Below are 17,495 nucleotides of genomic sequence, written 5' to 3'. Positions count from 1 at the left end.
TTATCCTTCAAGGAGGCAGTATTGTTATGATCCGTCATCTGCGTCAGACCCTTTCCTTGCTGTTGTCTCTGGCAGCCCTGGCCGTACTGCCGTCAGTGTCGGCCCAGGCCGCTTCCTCCGGTGCTGCGCCGCGTCTGGAATTGCCCGCGCCGGACAAAAGCGGCGGCCTGCCGCTCATGCAGGCCCTGGCTCAGCGCCATTCCACCAAGAGCGGCTTCAGCGGCGAACCCTTGACGCCCCAACAGTTGGGCGATCTGCTCTGGGCTACTTGGGGCGTCAACCGGGCGGACGGCCGCCGCACGGCCCCCTCGGCCATGAACCGGCAGGAGGTGCTGGTGTTTGCAGCCCTGCCGGACGGCGTGTGGCGCTACGAGCCCGACCACGCTCTGGTCCGGGTGCTGGAGGGCGACCGGCGCGCGGCCATGGGCGGCGGTTCGCTGACCCTGCTTTACGCTGCGCCGGCCTCCAGCCCGTGGTCGGGCATGCATGTGGGGTCGCTCTACCAGAACGCCGGGCTTTACTGCGCTTCGGCCGGGCTGGGCAGCTATGTGCACGCCTCCGGCCTGCGCGCCCTGGAGGGGCAACTGCCCCTGCCCGAAGGCTGGCGCGTGCTCATAGTCCAGACCGTGGGCGTGACGCGGTAGGGTCGTAAAAAAAGCCCTTGCGTGGGGAACGCAAGGGCTTGGGAAGGGGACGGCCCGCGCTGGCAGGCGGGCCCGTCCGGAGGGAGCGGGCGGACGCGGTCGGCAAGCGTCCGCCCGCACCATTTGGGGCGGCAGGCCCGCCGGGCGGCCTACGGATAGAGGCCGGTGGGCATTTCCGCCATATTGATCATAATGTTTTTCTGCTGGGTGTAGTGCTCCAGGATAACCTTGTGGGTTTCGCGGCCGAGGCCCGATTCCTTGTAGCCGCCAAAGGGCGCGCCAGCCGGGATGCTGTTGTAGGTATTAACCCACATGCGGCCCGTTTCAATGCCGCGGCAGACGCGCAGGGCGCGGTTGATGTCGCGGGTCCAGACCGCGCCGCCCAGGCCGTAGACGCTGTCGTTGGCCATGGCAATGACTTCTTCTTCACTCTTGAATTTGATGAGCACGGCCACGGGACCAAAAATTTCGTTCTGTGCCACGTGCATTTTATTGGTGACATTGCCGAGCAGGGTGGGCCGCATAAAGCAGCCTTTGGCCAGGGGGCCGTCGGTGAGGCGCTCGCCGCCGCAGAGCAGGGCGGCGCCTTCGGCTTTGCCCTGTTCCACACACATGAGAATGGCCTTAAGATGGGATTCGTAGATCTGTGCGCCCATCTGCGTGTCCGGTTCCCAGGGCAGGCCTACGTTTACGCGGTTGAAGCGTTCCACAGCCTCGGCCACGAATTTGTCGTATATATCCTCATGCACAAATACGCGCGACCCGGCGCAGCAGACCTGACCCTGGTTGAACAGAATGCCCAGCTGCAGGCCGTCCATAGCCATGTCCCACTGGCAGTCAGGGAAGAAGATGTTGGCCGACTTGCCGCCCAGCTCCAGGGTGGAGGGGATAATGCGCTTGGCCGCGGCCAGGCCCACGTTACGGCCCACGTCTGTGGAGCCGGTGAAGGCCAGCTTGCGGAAGCCGGGATGCTCCAGCATGTACTGGCCGGAGCGCGAACCGCGCCCGGTCACCACGTTGAACACGCCCTTGGGCAGGATGTCGCCCAGCAGGCGGGCCAGCTCCAGCACGGAGAGGGAGGTGTGGTTGGAGGGTTTGAAAACGGTGCAGCAGCCTGAGGCCAGCACCGGGGCCAGCTTCCAGGCGGCCATAAGGAAGGGGAAGTTCCATGGCACTATCTGGCCCACCACGCCGATGGGTTCGCGCAGCACCAGCGAAAGGGTGTTGCCGTCCAGCAGGCTGGCGCTGCCTTCTTCCGTGCGCACTGCTCCGGCGAAGTAGCGGAAGTGATCCGCCGCCATGGGAATGTCCACGTTAAGGGTTTCGCGGATGGGCTTGCCGTTGTCCATGGTTTCCACCATGGCCAGATGTTCCTTGTGGGCGTCAATGACGTCGGCTATGCGCAGCAGCAGGTCGGCGCGCTCGATGGGGTTGACCTTTTTCCAGCTTTGCCAGGCGACTGTGGCGGCCTTGACGGCGCTGTCCACGTCTTCCCTGGTGGCTTCGGCGCAGACGGCCAGGCGTTCACCGTTGGCCGGACAGAAGGTTTCAAAGGTGCCGCCGTCCGAGGCGGGTCGCCATTCGCCGTTAATGTAGAGGCCGTACTGGGAGAGCAACTCAGGTTTCTGCATCTTTTACTCCTCTATTATAATGATGTATATAAGATGTAAACGACACTAACGTATTTCATGTGTCGTGTGTCGGCAGGTAAATATTTTAACAACAACTACAGTGTCCTGAAAAAGAACACGGTTGTGAAAAAAATATCACTGTAATTATCACTATATTTGTAAAAATAGTGACAATACTGCTATACTCACGTTTTGTACTAAACGCAAAATAAGCAAAAACTGCAAGCGCATCACGCTCTGTGCGTACATCAGGACAGTTTTTATAAAAAAATGATGCAATCCTGCAGGGATGGCTTTTCAAAAGAGAGCGGTTATCTTGCCTGGTCTGCCGCAGCCCTCTGGAGGGACGGCCACGACGATAACATAGTAATAAACTAAGTTATCATTTTCAAGCCATGGGCTGCAGCGTGCACGGCCTATACTGCCGTGCCTCGTGCTGGCGCGCCATTGCGGCGGCAACAGCAGGCAAAAAAAGGCCCCTGACGTGGTCGGGGCCTTTGGTCTGTGAAGCGGTGGCGCCAGGGCATTCCCATGTTGGAATGCCCTGGCGGTGCGGGCTTGTGGGAATGCCAGATGCTATCGCAAAGTTTTTTTGCCGAATTTTCCTGAGTGCTGGCGGCGCGTCCCGGCAAAAAATTTGCGTGCGGGCGCGCTGCCGCCTTTGCCGGCGTCCACCTTGGCCGTCACCCGCACACCGCAGATAAAGACGCCCCTCTGCAGCACGTCCAGCACCTGGTCGGCAACGTCGGCGGCGATGTCGACCAGGCTGAAGAGCTGCCGGATGCCGATGGCGCCTATCTGGCTGCTGGGTATGCCGCATTCGCCTGCGATGGCGCCCACCATCTGGCCGGGCGTCACCTTGTGGGCACGCCCTACATTGAGTTGCAGGGTAACCATGGGGCCGGTATTTCTGGGGCCGCGTTGCTGCCTGAGCTTATTTTTGCTTTCCCGATCGCCGGGCGTTCCGGTCTGTCCGGGTCCGGCGCTGCGCGGCGCAACGGCAAAGACGTCTTCTCCGGCGGCATTGTTCTGGGTGCCAAAAGTTTTCTGCGCCAGCAGCTTGAGCAGGGCGCCGGCAATGTCCCGGCTGGCGATTTCTCCTTCGGGAAAATATTCGGATACAAAATTTTCCAGCGCCGTCAGCCAGCGTTCCAGCGGGTCTTCCTGAATGGTTTTGCGCACTTCTTCCAGCAGGCGCGCCATGCGGATAGTGTCCACATCCTGCAGGGTAGGCAGTCGCCCCTGGGTGATATGCGCCTTGGTGCAGCGGATGATGTCCCGCAGTTTGAAGTGGTCGCGCGCGGTCACAAAGGTAAAGGCCTTGCCGTCCTTGCCCGCTCTGCCGGTGCGGCCGATGCGGTGCACATATTTTTCCACATCGTGCGGCATGTCGTAGTTGATCACAGCGTCCACAGCTTCCACGTCTAGGCCACGGGCGGCCACATCGGTGGCGATCAGAATATCCACCCCTTCTGTGCGAAAACGCTGCATTACCCGGTCACGCTGGGGCTGGGCCAGGTCGCCGTGCAGCGCGTCGGCCTGGTAGCCGCGCTGTTGCAGGTGGGTGGTCACCTCGTCCACACTGCGTTTGGTGGAACAGAAAACAAGCGCTTTGCGAAAGCCCTGCGCATCCAGAACGCGGCACAGCGCGTCTATTTTCTGGTACGGGCGCACTTCATAGTAGACCTGCGCAATGGCGGGGATGGTCAGCATCTTGTGTGCGATGGTCAGCATTTGCGGGTCGCGCAGAAACCGTTTGCTCAGCTCGCGTATGGGCGGCGGCATGGTGGCGGAAAACAGCACGCGCTGGCAGTCGGTCGGGGCCTGCTCAAGGATGGTTTCAATATCTTCGCGAAAGCCCATGTCCAGCATTTCATCGGCTTCATCCAGTACGATCAAGGATGTCGCGTCCAATTGCAGCGTACCGCGCTGCAAGTGGTCGATGAGCCTGCCGGGGGTGCCCACAACCACCTGCACGCCTTTTTCCAGCGTACGGAATTGTCGTTCAATGGGCTGGCCGCCATAAATGGGCAAAATGGCAATGCCACGTTTTTTTGCGGCCAGACGGCTGAGCTCTGTGGCTACCTGAATGGCCAGCTCGCGGGTGGGGCAGAGCACCAGGGCCTGCACCTTTTTCCCCGGGACAAGTCTTTCCAGAAGCGGCAGACCGAAAGCGGCGGTCTTTCCGGTGCCGGTCTGGGCCTGACCCACGGCATCGCAGCCGGTAAGCAGGACCGGGACAGCCAGGAGTTGTATGGGAGAGGGCTCTTCAAAGCCCAAATCTTTCACGGCGTCGAGCAAGTCCTGGGACAAGCCCAAATCTTCAAATGATGCGGTCATGTGTTTCCTGTGAATAAAGGTGAGTTCATTATAGTATCCTTGTCTCTGATTCTGCGCAATGGCTATTATTCTTCGCTGACGTGCGGGCGCAGGGGCTTTTTCCCGGCGCCGTGCGGCGGGCCCTGAAAAAGGCAGCCCGGCCGCTGCGCGCAACCTCTGCCCTCCCTGCCAGGTCTGAGGCGGCTAAAAAGCGGCGCATGGCAGGAGTGGAAACAGCGCCCCTGTGGATACAAGCGGGGGCAGCGCGAGGCGTAGGAAGTAAGCGCAGCGTTCCAGGTTAATCTAGTAAATACAGCATAGTTGCCATTGTGCTGTTGTGGAACTATAACAGGTGCGCCAAAAAGGTCATGTGGGGAGGTATGTCTTCGAACGAAGTTGGCAAAGGTGTTATTTTGATTGATGTGTAAGCGCCAGAAAAGGGAATGACTATGTGTGTACTTGTGCGTCATCGCTTTTATAGCCAACATTGTTGAAGTGTTTAATAGTTGTTATGACAAAGGAATAAATATGCCTCATCTTCCGCATATAGCCATTGTTATTGGAACCAGGCCGGAAGCCATAAAAATGATTCCCGTCATTCAAGAAGTGTCCGCAGCCAATGACCTGCGCCTCAGCATTATTTCCACCGGGCAGCACCGTGAGATGCTGGAGCAGGTTTTGCACTTGTTTGCGCTCAGGCCCCATATAGACCTGCACCTTATGGCGCCCGACCAGACGCTAAGCTCGTTGACGGAAAAGGCCCTGCACGGGCTTACCGAATATCTAAGTCAGGCCCGGCCGGATATGCTGTTGGTGCAGGGGGATACCACTACGGTTCTGGCCGCCGCCCTGGCGGCGTATTACCTTGGAATAAAGGTTGGCCATGTGGAGGCCGGGCTGCGCAGTCACGACATGGCCAATCCTTTTCCGGAGGAAGCCAACAGACGGCTTACAAGCGTGCTGACAACACTGCATTTTGCGCCCACCATTTCTGCAAAGGAAGCGCTGCTGCAGGAGGGGTACCATGCCGACGACATCGTTGTTACCGGCAATACGGTGGTTGATGCCCTGACCAGACTGTCCGACAAACTTGGGCCGGGGCTGGCGCCGCACCTTGCACCGCTTCTTGGCGGCGCGTCGCGCTTTGTGCTGGTGACGTCGCACCGGCGTGAAAGCTGGGAGCATGGCCTTGCAGACATCTGCGGCGCGGTGGCGGACCTGGCCAGGGCTTTTCCCGATGTTGCCTTTATTTATCCGGTACACCGCAATCCGCATGTGCAGGCAGTGGTTCTGCCTGCTTTGGGGCAGGTGCCCAATGTGCATCTCACGCCGCCGCTGGACTATCCCTCGTTTGTAAACCTGATGCGCGACGCCACGCTTTTCCTGACGGATTCCGGCGGCGGGCAGGAAGAGGCCCCTGCTTTTCACACGCCGGTGCTGGTGTTGCGCACGGTGACGGAACGTCCGGAGGCTTCGCGGCTGGGCATGGCGCAGCTTGTGGGCACGGATCGTGCTTTAATTGTGGCGCGGGCCTCGGAATTGCTTTCAGACGAAGCGGCGCGGCAAAAAATGTGTCGGGGCAGCAACCCTTATGGCGACGGCAAGGCGGCACAGCGAATAGTAAGCGCCCTGCGCCGCTATTTTGCCGGAGAAAAACCCGTGCTGCCTGTCGCACAGCAGTTTATCCCCAGAGCAACAGGTTTTTGATGGGCACGCTAGACCTGATTATGCCCTATCTGTTGCTGGGCATTCATATTCTGCTGGCAGGGCTTGGGATTATCTTTGTCATCAGCGGCATTGACGAGCTTGTCATTGATTGCACATATATCATTGACAAGGTCTATCGTTGGATATTTATCCGCCACAAGTTCCCTCCCCTGAGTGAGGCGCAATTGTTGGCGCCGCCGGAGAAGCCGGTGGCGATCATGATTCCATGCTGGGATGAGTCCGCCGTTATTCGGCGCATGTTGAATAACACAATAAAGGTGATAACCTACACAAATTATCAGATTTTTGTCGGCACCTACTCCAATGACCTCAAGACCCAGCGCGAAGTTGCTTTGGTCAGAGAAGAATACGGCAACGTCAACCGCATTGTCTGTCCCAAGGACGGGCCGACCAATAAGGCAGACTGCCTCAACTGGATTTATGCGGGCATCCGGCATTACGAAAAAGAAAACGGGGTACGGTTTGAAATTTTTGTCATGAACGATTCTGAAGATATCGTCCATCCTCTGTATCTCAAGCTCTTCAACTACCTCATCCCGCGTATGGATATGATCCAGCTGCCGGTTTTTCCCATGATGCGGCGCTGGTGGGACTTCACTGCCGGGCACTACGCCGATGAATTTGCCGAAAATCACGCGCGCGACATGCTGGCCCGCGAGATTTTGAGCAAGTCCGTGCCCTCTGCCGGCGTCGGCAGCGGCTACAGCCGTCGTGCGCTGGAACTGCTGGCTGAAGACAGCAATAACCAGCTTTTTAATATTGAATCGTTGACGGAAGACTACGATTTCGGATTGCGCATGCACAAGTTTGGCCTGCGCCAGGTTTTTGTGCGTCAGGTGCTGCGCCACACCGTCACCGAGAAGAATTTTATGGGCAAGACCCGGTTGAAGGTGAAGCGTGAGTACATTGCCATTCGCGAATTTTTCCCCCGCACCTTCACCGCTGCTGTGAAGCAGAAGTCCCGCTGGATTATGGGCATTTCTCTTCAAGGCTGGGCCAATCTCGGCTGGCAGGGCAATCTTCTGACGCGCTATATGCTTTTTCGGGATAGGAAAAGCCTGGTCACCAATGTTGCAAGCATGCTCGCCAACGCCATTGTGCCGGTTGTTCTCTGCATCTGGCTGTATCAGGTTTTTACGCCGGATGCGTATCATTACCCGCCGGCGGTGGCTCCAGGCACATGGATCTGGTACCTTATGCTGGCCAATCTGTTTTTCTTTTGCTGGCGGTCATTGTGGCGCGCCTTTTATGTGTATATGATCTACGGGTTTGGCCAGGCTTTGCTGTCGCTGCCCCGGCTGCTGTGGGCCAACGTCATCAACTTTGCGGCCACCATGCGGGCCTTTCGCCTTTATGCGCGCTATCTGCTTACCGGCAAAGTTATTGCCTGGGATAAAACGGATCACGTGTATCCCTCTGAGGCGGAATTGGTGGCCTACCGCAGGCGGCTGGGCGACCTTATGCTGGACAGGCGTTTTATCACCACCGCCCAGCTGGATGCCGCCCTTGCACGCCAGAAAGAAACCGGCCTGCCCCTTGGGCGGGTGCTGCTGGATATGGGGATGACTACGGAATGCAGGCTGGTGCAGATTCTCGGCATGCAGTTTCACCTGGAAACCCGCTCCATTGACCCGTTCACAACACCGGTGGACGCCCTTGCCGCCCTGCCGCGGTCCATGGCCCTGGCCAACGGCGCTTTCCCCTTGGAAATCAGGCCCACCGGCGAACTTGCCGTTGCAGTGGAAACGCCGCCTTCCGCACAGGCTCTGGCCGCCATGGAGCAGGCCGCGGGGCGTTCCATTGTGCTTTATCTTGTTGCCAGAAGCGATCTCGCCTTTGCCCTGCGGTACGGCTTTGACCGCCTTTCCTCGCCGGGTGCCATCCCAGAATCCGCCCTGGCCGCCGCTCTTGTGGCGTGGAAGCAACTGACCAGGGAACAGCTTGACCAGGCCCGAAGCCTGCAGCGGCAACAATATGCCAGGCTTGGCGATGTGCTGGTTGAGGAACGGGCTTTGGGATATTTGCAGCTGCAACAGGCCGAAGCCCGGTTTTTTGCGCAGCACAATGCCCGATGCAGGTTCGGCGACTTTCTTGTTACGGAAGGGGTGATTACTGCAGACCAGTTACGGCAGGCGTTGGATGCGCAGCAGAAAGCAGTTCCATTGCTGGAAAGCATTGTTGTGCAGCTTGGTTTTGTAACAAAAGAAACGCTGACTGCGACAAAAAAAGCTATAAAAGTAGATGTAAAATCTGCAACGAAAAACATTGTTGCAGCGCAGCAGGCGCAGGCGTCGATGATTCAAAGCTAGGGAAGATTCATTTTAAGAATAAGTAGCGTCAATGGCGCTGTACATTTATTCAGGAACTTAACAGTGCAAATAACTTACGCTTGCGCCTCCACGGCGGGCGTCTGCTTGCGCAGCTGTCAGGGCATTGTGCAACATTGCAATACCCTAATATCCCTGTGGCAAATACAACGCAGATCATGGTCAATACATGTTTAAAATATACATTTTTTTGTTTGTGCTTGTTCTGGCGACCACGCCGCTGCCTGTCTGCGCCCGGGCAGATGCTGCGCCACATGCCGCGCAAAGCGCTCCGTCGGGCAATGGCGGGCTCGGCGATCAGCTGCGTCAGTTCAAAGGGTACCCGCATCTGGACATGGCCTACCGCAAAATGCGGGCAGGCGAAAACAGCGCGGCGGCGGAAGAGTTCAGGCAATACCTGGCCATCATCCCTCAGGACGCCAAGGCCCGTGCGGATTTCATGAACCTGCTCTATCGCATGGGGGAGTACGACGCAGCGCTTGCCCTGCTGCAGGGGCAGCCCGACACGCAGAAAATTTTCGCCTTGCAGCAGACCAGGGGCATGGTTCTCGTCAAGCTGGGCGACAATGACCAGGCCCTGGCCGCCTTTGCCACTGCGCTGGACGCGGCCGGAACCGATGCGGAAAGGATCGCCGCCCTGCGTGCCCTTGTTTTGGTCGGCAAACAGGATGGAGATGAGGAGGTCGTCGCGCGCTATCTGACCCAGGCCCGCGCGCTTGCGCCGGACGACGAAGATCTTTTGCGTGAACAGGCCCTGTTTTACGAACATAAGGGCAATTATAAAGAGGCTGTCCGGTTAAGCGCCCGGTTGGAAAAGCTGCACCCTGGGCCGGAAAATGCCGCGGTTCTGGCCAACAGCCTGTTTCTGGCGTCCCGCTATGCGGAAGCGGCCGCCGTCTATGCCAAGATTGCCGCAAAAGAGCCGCAAATGCTGTACAGGGCAGGGCAGAGCTTTGCCGCGGCGCACCAGGAACAGCAGGCCATCGACATGTTCACGGCTTTTTTGCGCACCGGCGTTTCTCCGCTGCGCAAGGCGGAAACCCTGCTGGCGCTCGGCAATATCTACGCCACTCAGGGCGATGCCCCGCAGGCGTATGCGGCCTTTCATGAAGCCGTGCCTTTGGCCGCGGCCCTGCCCCAAAAGGCTCAGGCGCAGCTGGCCGCCGGACTGGCCTTTGCCGCCATGGGCTCCGGCAAACCGGCGGAGGCAGTGGCGCCTTTGCAGACGGCGCTGCGCCTGGCGGTTTATCCTGGAGAAAAAGTAAATATTTTCATGCAACTGGCGCAGGCCTATGCCGCATTGGGCGATACGGCAAAAGCCGCAAAGGCGTGGCGGCAGGCGGCCGCCTGCCCAGGGGCCGCACGCGAGGATGTGGCCCTTGCGGAAGAAAGCCTTGGCTATGCCCTCACCGACATGGGCGACCACGTCGGCGCCGAGCGGGCTTTTGGGCGGGCCCTGGAGGCTGCGGGGCCCCGGCGGCGCATTGTCCTTGCCGCAGCCCATGCGGCCTATGCTGCCGGGCTGTATGAAAAAGCTCTGGAGCACTTTGCCCAGGCCGCAGCCATGCACCCGACAACGGACACGTCTCTGGCGCTGGGGCGTACATACGAAAAACTCGGCAAGCCCGGTCTGGCCCTTGTCAATTACAGGCAGGCGGCCCAGGGCATAGCCGCCATGAGCCAGGAAGAACAGCGGAAGTTTTATCTTTCGTTGGGTTTTCTGCAGATGGGGCAAGCCGACTATGCCGCGGCGGCAGAGGCGTTTGGGCAAGCGCTGACGCTGGGCTATGACCCAGCAACGGCAGCGCGTCTTGGGCATGCGGAACTGCTGGCGGGGCAGACGGAGGCCGCCCGGCAGACCTTTGCGGCCATGCCGGACAAAGGGTTGCCCGTCAGCGTGCAGGTGCAGCGTCTTGCAGATCTGGCGTCCATAGCCATCGCGAACGGGCAGTATGAAGAAGCGGAAGCTCTTGTGGCCGCCTCCTTACGCCTGAAAAAGGACGCTACGCTTTTTTCCCGGCAGGGCGACCTGCTGCGCCGTCTCCAGCGCACGCCGGAGGCCATAGCGGCGTACAGGGAGGCCCTGCGTATGGACAATACTGCGGCCGGTCAGGCCGCTTTGGGCTACGCTTTGAGCGATGCCGGGCAGTATGCGGCGGCAGCCGACGCGTTTGAGCAGGCGCTCGCCGCCGATCCGGACGCTGCACACCTGTGGGAAGACCTTGGTTATGCCTCTATGCACGAGGTCCGCAATGCGCAAAGTGTTGCGGCGTTCAAAAAGGCCATTGATGCCGCCGTAGCGCAAGGGGCGGAAACCGGGGCCGAACAGGTCGAAATAGACAAAAAGATATTCAGGTTGCGGCGTGAGGTCACCAAACTACAGACAAATCTTTCTGCCACGGCCTATCTGTCGTATCTGCCGGACGGCGCAGGCCCTTCCCGCTGGGCCGGGGGAGACACCGCACGCACCATCCGATCCGGCGGCGGCGCCGAGGTCGCCTGGACGCCCCCTGTCCTGGGGCTGCGTGATGACCGCCTCCTTCAGGTTATTGGGCGGGTAAGCGCCAACCTTAACGAGGACGACAGTTTTTCTTTTGACGAAGATTCCTGGCAGGGCGCTGTGGGATTGCGTTACAAGCCGTTCAAAAGCCAGAATTTTAATGTGGGGGCGGAGCGCCTTTTTCATCTGGGCGACAAGGCCGAGGACACCTGGCTGCTGCGGGCCATGTATTCCTGGACAGATGGGTATGACCTTAGCCCCGGCGTCCCGTACTGGAATTATACCTTTTTCTTTGGCGAGTACGATTATTACACCTCTGAAAATGCGCGAAGCGTTGTCTATGGTGAAGTTCGTCAAGGCATGACTTTCAACGTCTATGACAGATTCCTTGTGACGCCGCATGTGGTGGCAGATAGCCGGATTACAGAACCAGACCGCGACCAGACTTCACTGGTTGAATTTGGGGCCGGGCTTTCCTTGCGCTTTTTCCTCCCGGCATTTAACTATGAAGTTCCGCGTTCATCTGTGGAAGTCCTTTTGCAATATAAAAGAGGGACGCTCTTTCATGTGCAGGGGGACGACAAAAACAGTCTGATAGATTCCCTGTTTCTCACCACCAGCATTACTTTTTAGCAGGTTCAGTCATGAAAAGCATTGTGCATTTTTTCGTGCTGCTCGGCCTTTTTTGGGCTCCTGCGGCCCCCAGCGCCTGGGGGCGCGCCGCCGGCCCGACGTTTTCCGGCACGTTTCTTCAGTTGTGGAATGCGCACGCGGGCTGGAGCGGGCAGCAGTGGCAGGATCTGCTTGCGTCCATGCGCGCCATAGGCGTTACTGAAATAGTGGTGCAGTGGTCTGTTGACGGCATTGCGCCGGTCCACGACGACGCGCAGCGCGTCGGCCCCTTGCGGCCAGCCCTGGAAAAGGTGCTGCGCGCGGCGCACGACCAACATATGCGGGTGACGCTGGGGCTTGTGCACGACCGCGGGTACTGGGAAAAAATCAAGGGAGATCCTGAGGCTGTACGCCGGTACTTTCATCAGTTGTGCCGGGTCAGCCTGGCGACGGCCGCGGACGTGGCGCGGCTGGATCCCGACAGGGCGGCCTTGTCCGGCCTGTATATTCCGCAAGAAATTGACGACCAGAGCTGGCTTGAACCTGCCCGCCAGGCAGAGCTGCTGCTTTTTCTGAAAAATCTGCGTGCGGGACTGCGAACCCTGGCCCCGGATTTGCCGGTTGCCGTTTCCGGATTTTCCAATGGCTATGCGGCGCCTGAAGCGCAGGAAGGGCTGTGGCGACATATTCTGATGCAGAGCGGCATTGACCGGGTTCTTTTTCAGGACGGCGTTGGCGTGCACAAGCTGCGGGAGCAGGAGGTGGGTCTGTTTTTTCACGCGGTGGCGCGGGCCGCCGCAAGTGCCGGACGTCTGTTTACTCCGGTAGTGGAAACCTTTACGCAAGTGGACGGCGAGCCGTTAAATCAGAAGCCTTTTCGCGCAGTTCCCGCACAGCTGGCAAGGCTGCAGCGGCAGTTGGCCAGCGCCGGAGCCGCGCCGCATGCGGGCATAGTGGCGTTCAGCCTGCCGGAATACTGCTCGCCGATGGGGGGAGAACAGGCAAAAGCCCTCTACGCGGCATATAAAGACCATTACCGCCCGGCGGCAACTGTTCCCCCTGGTCCGGACGGCAAGTAGCACCTTCTGAAGGTGGCCTTTATCTGCGCCACAGGCAAGAGTGGCTTGCCGGTGCGCGCGCCATGGCGCAGAAACCCTCTCCAGAGCAGCTCCCATTCCGGTCAGGCGGTTGTTTGACAATGCCCGGATCTGGCCGGTCCGGCGGGCTCTTTTTATTTCCAGCTCCAGAAAAACAGCGTATAGTTTCGCGTTGTTCCCTGCACATCCTGCCGCCTGGCGGCAACGGTACGGGCCTGGCTCCTCGCCATGTCCGTTGGTTCTTTATATCCTCGCCGGTTTGTAAAAAAATGCACAGGTCTTAAGAAGGTATTGTTTTATCCGATTGTTGCTTATAACATTTAATATATTTGTTGGTGGTTGGTTTTAGGGCAGTGCAACGTTGCAATGCCCTGCGGTTGCGTAAGCAGACGCCCGCCGGGGAGGCGCAAGCGCAGCTGCAGCCGTTGCGACGTAATAAGTTACGGATGACGACAGCACTGCTTGTTTTTGTGCGCTTAAGCGCCGGAACGCGTGCTTTTTAAACGTTGAGAATGTATATTCTCAAAATTAATCTGATCTAAGAGCGAGATGTTGCAGTTTTTTCGCCACAGACTGTCCGCGTCAGCTGTGCAGCACAGGCGCGGGCACACAGCACAAAGGAATCTGCCATGAAAATGCGCCTGCAAACCAAGATGCTGTTGTTTATTCTCATCCCTGCCATTGTCGGGCAGTTGCTTGTAGCGGCAGTCAGTTACAGAGTCTCGCAAGAAACGTTGCGGGAACAGGTCTGGCAGGACGGCGCGGCCTTGCTGCAGAGCCAGCGCGTGGCCCTGGCCGCCGTGATCAAGGGCTTGCGCGGCGGGCTGGAGGCCCTGGGCAGCAACCGTCGTCTGCAAGACTACCTGGCCGCCTACGGCAGCCTGGGGCCCGCAGTTATGCGCGGCGCACTTTTTGAGGCGGCGGATGCGGCGCTCAGCACCTTTGTCACGGTCAACCAGAATGTGGCTTTGGCCGGTCTGGTGGCTGCCGACGGCAAGGTCATAGCGCACCACCTTTCCGGCCGCACAGAGCCCAGCAAGACCGTGGGGGCCGACTATTCCGCCCGCGCCTACTTCCGTAAGGGGCTGCAGGGCGAAACCGCCTTTGAAAATCTGTTCAGCCACACCACGGGCGGCATGATGCTCATCCTCAGCATGCCCATAAAGCAGAACGGCAAGGTGGCGGCTGTGCTGCTCATCGGTGTGGACAGCCGCAATATGGCCGACGAGATAACCAGTCAGGTCAAAATGGGCGGCAAAGGCTTTGTGTATGCTTATGAAGACAAGGGCAAGCTGGTGCTGCATCCGGACGGCAAGGCCATCGGCCGCGATGAAAGCAAGCTCCCCCAGGTGCAGCGCGTGCTGCAGTCCGGGGAAGGCCGCCTCACCTACACCACGGAGCAGGGGGCGGAGCGGGTCGTCTTTCACACGCCCATGCCAGAGGTGGGCTGGCGGCTCTGCGTGGAGGTGGACCGGGCGGAAATCCTCGCGCCTGTCCGGAATATGCTCTGGAGCATAGCCCTGGTGACCCTGGGCTGCGTGCTGGTCGTGGGCGTCATGATCACGGTGGTGGCCCGCGGCACGGCGCGGGTTCTGGCCGGGCTTTCGGGCATTACAGATGCTGTTTCCTCCGGACGTCTGGAGCCCGACCCCGCGGAGCTTGCCTTGCTGCGCGCCGCCGGCAGGCGTCAGGACGAATGCGGCGTTCTGGCCCAGGGCATGGAAAAAATGATCGGCGATATCAAGGCGCTGCTGCGCGAGAGCGAACAGAAAACCCGCGCCGCCGAGCAGGCTACAGCCCAGGCGGAGCAGGCCACCGCCAGGGCCGAAGCGGCCGCCTGCCAAGCCGCTGCGGCCAAGCGGGAAGGTATGCTGGACGCGGCCCGCCATCTGGAAGAAGTGGTCAATGTCATATCCTCCGCTTCGGCGGATCTCTCTTCGCGCATAGGCCTTTCCAACCGCAGCGCCGCCGAGGCCGCCCAACGCCTGCACCAGGCTGCCGCCGCCATGGAGGAGATGAACGCCACGGTGCGCGAGGTGGCCCACAACGCCCAGGAGGCCGCGGCCGCTTCTGACGCCACCAAAACACAGGCTCTGGAGGGCGCGGATATCGTCACCCAAGCTGTAGACGGCATCGAGTCGGTGCGCAGCCGGTCTCAGGCCATTCGGGAGGATATGGACCTGCTCGGCCGGCAGGCCGACGCCATCGGCAAGGTGCTGCAGGTTATTGCCGACATTGCGGACCAGACCAACCTGTTGGCCCTCAACGCGGCCATTGAGGCGGCGCGGGCGGGCGAGGCCGGACGCGGCTTTGCCGTGGTGGCCGACGAAGTGCGCAAACTGGCGGAAAAAACCATGACCGCCACGCAGGAGGTGGGGCGGGCCATTGGCGGCATTCAGGATGGCACGCGCAAAAACATCGCCAATGTGGAGTCTGTGGCCGCAGCCATTGAAAGCGCGGCGGATCTTTCCGCCCACTCTGGCCAGTCGCTGCAGCAAATTCTGGCTCTGGTGGCCCAGGTTAACGACAGGATCCAGTCCATAGCCGCCGCCAGTGAGCAGCAGTCGGCCACCAGCGAAGAGGTGAACCGTTCTGTAGAGCAGGTGGCCGCAGCTTCTACGGAAACCGTCCAGGCCATGGAGCAGGCCACGCACGCCGTGGAAGGGCTGACCCAGCAGGCTCTGGTGCTGCAAACGCTCATCGCCGACCTGGAAAAGCAGGACAACTAGGGCATTGCAATTCTGAAAGCTCCTGCGGTTGCGTAAGCAGCCGCTCACCGTGGAGGCGCAAGCGTAGCTTTGGCCGTTGCGACGCAGGAACTTGGCCCGCGACGAAGGAAGGTACGGGCAAAGCCAGCAGCGCTATGCAGTTGCGCGGTTAAGGCCGGAATGCGTGTACCGTAAATTTTGAGCATACATGTTCGCAACGGGACTCTGTTCTGACGCGCAGCAGAAGGCCATCAGTGCAAAAGCCGCCGGACGTTGTAACGTCCGGCGGCTTTTGCAGCACGCAGCAGCGCCGCGTGCGCTTTATTGCCTGGCGCTTAAATCCCTTGAGCGATCATGGCGTCGGCCACCTTGCGGAAGCCGGCAATATTGGCGCCCAGCACCAGATTGCCGGGAGCGCCGAACTCCTTGGCGGTTTCGGCGGCGGAGTTGTGGATGCCCTGCATGATCTTGAGCAGCTTGCCGTCCACCGTTTCAAAGCTCCAGCTCTGCATGCTGGCGTTCTGCGCCATTTCCAGCTGGCTGATGGCCACGCCGCCGGCGTTGGCGGCCTTGGCCGGGCCGTAGTGGATGCCGGCCTTAACGAAGGCGTGCGCGGCGTCGATGGTGGAGGGCATATTGGCCCCTTCCACCACACAGCGGCAGCCGTTGGCCAGCAGGGCCTGCGCGTCGGCGAGGTTCAGCTCGTTTTGTGTGGCGCTGGGGAAGGCTGCGTCGCAGGGCACGGACCAGACGGCATTGCGGCCCTTGGGGTAGGCGCTCGTCGGGGTATGCTGCGCGCCGGGCTTAAGCTCCGCGTAACGGGTCAGGGGCGCGCGCTCCACTTCTTTGACCTGCTTGAGCAGGGCCACGTCAATGCCTTCGGGATCATAAATCATTCCGCGCGAGTCGGACACGGTGACGGGCTTGGCCCCCACTTGCCGCAGTTTTTCGCAGCAGTAGGTGGCCACGTTGCCGGCCCCGGAAACAGCGCAGGTTTTGCCTTCCAGGCTTTCGCCCGTGGTGCTGAGCATGCTTTGGGCAAAGTAGACGGCCCCGTAGCCGGTGGCCTCCACGCGGGCCAGGGAACCGCCGAAAAGCAGATTCTTGCCCGTGAGCACGCCTTCGTAGCGCCGGGTCAGGCGCTTGTACTGCCCAAACAGATAGCCTATTTCGCGGCCGCCCACGCCGATGTCCCCGGCGGGCACGTCCACCGTGGGGCCGATATGGCGGTAGAGCTCGGTCATAAAGGCTTGACAGAAGCGCATGGATTCCATTTCGGAGCGGCCCTTGGGGTCGAAATCCGAACCGCCCTTGGCGCCGCCGATGGCCAGCCCGGTGAGGGAATTTTTAAGGATCTGTTCGAAACCCAGGAATTTGAGAATGCCCTGGTTCACGCTGGGGTGGAAACGCAGACCGCCCTTGAACGGACCGATAGCGGAATTGAACTGGATACGATAGCCCTTGTTGACCTGTACCTCTCCCTTGTCGTCAACCCACTGCACCCTGAAAGAAATTGTCCGTTCCGGCTCAACAATACGTTCCAGAATTTTATTCTTTTCGTATTTCCTATCGCTGTCCAGAAGGGGCTGCAACGTTTCAAGAACATTGTGAGCAGCCTGAAGAAATTCCGGTTCGTAGGCGTATTTCTCCTCCAATCCACGCATAACGCGCTGCACATAAGTCATTTCGCTCTCCTTTCAGGGGGGATTAAGGATTGCACAGAACACCACTATTGATGTTGAAGCGGGTAACTTTCTATCCAAGTTCAGGGCGGCTGACAAGAATTTTCCTGTGCGCAGGGACTGCGGCAACAGAACAACATCCGCTGTGTACGGGCCTCTGCCGGCAGAACGGCGTATGGGAGAAAGTTTTTAGTAAGCTGTTTTTTCTCTCTCCCGGCAAGCGAGTGGGGTGAGCATTGCGGCCCGC

Annotated in this window: 9 protein-coding genes; 6 read left to right on the top strand and 3 right to left on the bottom strand. The window is 59.6% G+C overall.

The genetic code is table 11. From position 1 onward, the window contains the following. Positions 1-26: 26 nt before the first annotated feature. Positions 27-644: a nitroreductase family protein gene (locus tag J7I12_RS06790; RefSeq protein WP_130957759.1), complete on the top strand. Its 618-nt coding sequence runs from the start codon at positions 27-29 to the stop codon at positions 642-644. Between the two features lie 149 nt (positions 645-793). On the opposite strand, the gene J7I12_RS06785 is transcribed toward J7I12_RS06790, so the two are convergent. Together J7I12_RS06785 and J7I12_RS06780 are read right to left on the bottom strand one after the other, a co-directional pair. Beyond that, positions 794-2,275, bottom strand: coding sequence for an aldehyde dehydrogenase family protein (locus J7I12_RS06785; protein ID WP_118229627.1), 1,482 nt, complete (start codon positions 2,273-2,275; stop codon positions 794-796). Between the two features lie 576 nt (positions 2,276-2,851). After that, complete coding sequence (locus J7I12_RS06780; protein WP_303193021.1) at positions 2,852-4,615, bottom strand: DEAD/DEAH box helicase; 1,764 nt, start codon at positions 4,613-4,615, stop codon at positions 2,852-2,854. 507 nt (positions 4,616-5,122) lie between these two features. Here J7I12_RS06780 and wecB point away from each other — a divergent pair. The 5 genes from wecB (at position 5,123) to J7I12_RS06755 (ending at position 15,587) form a co-directional block, all read left to right on the top strand. Continuing rightward, on the top strand, positions 5,123-6,301 hold the full coding sequence (gene wecB / locus J7I12_RS06775) for a non-hydrolyzing UDP-N-acetylglucosamine 2-epimerase (RefSeq protein WP_303193022.1): 1,179 nt from the start codon (positions 5,123-5,125) through the stop codon (positions 6,299-6,301). Continuing rightward, positions 6,301-8,631, top strand: a complete 2,331-nt coding sequence (locus tag J7I12_RS06770) for a glycosyl transferase family protein (protein ID WP_498794160.1) — start codon at positions 6,301-6,303, stop codon at positions 8,629-8,631. The genes wecB and J7I12_RS06770 overlap by 1 nt, the downstream gene beginning before the upstream one ends. A 187-nt stretch (positions 8,632-8,818) precedes the next feature. Further along, complete coding sequence (locus tag J7I12_RS06765) at positions 8,819-11,782, top strand: tetratricopeptide repeat protein (RefSeq protein ID WP_302548862.1); 2,964 nt, start codon at positions 8,819-8,821, stop codon at positions 11,780-11,782. Between the two features lie 11 nt (positions 11,783-11,793). Further along, entirely contained in the window at positions 11,794-12,840 is a 1,047-nt protein-coding gene (locus J7I12_RS06760) for a DUF4434 domain-containing protein (RefSeq protein ID WP_302548861.1), read from the top strand. A gap of 647 nt (positions 12,841-13,487) precedes the next feature. Continuing rightward, positions 13,488-15,587: a methyl-accepting chemotaxis protein gene (locus J7I12_RS06755; RefSeq protein ID WP_303193274.1), complete on the top strand. Its 2,100-nt coding sequence runs from the start codon at positions 13,488-13,490 to the stop codon at positions 15,585-15,587. Positions 15,588-15,901: 314 nt separating this feature from the next. On the opposite strand, the gene gdhA is transcribed toward J7I12_RS06755, so the two are convergent. After that, the gene (gdhA, locus tag J7I12_RS06750) at positions 15,902-17,251 is read right to left on the bottom strand and encodes an NADP-specific glutamate dehydrogenase (protein ID WP_303193282.1); all 1,350 of its coding nucleotides are present in this window, start codon (positions 17,249-17,251) and stop codon (positions 15,902-15,904) included. Positions 17,252-17,495 lie beyond the last annotated feature (244 nt).

It is taken from the genome of Desulfovibrio diazotrophicus, from assembly GCF_902498985.2.
GTDB classification, from domain to species: Bacteria; Desulfobacterota; Desulfovibrionia; order Desulfovibrionales; family Desulfovibrionaceae; genus Desulfovibrio; species Desulfovibrio legallii.
Note: the sequence above shows the minus strand (reverse complement) of the source record. Positions and strands in the feature narration are given on the sequence as shown.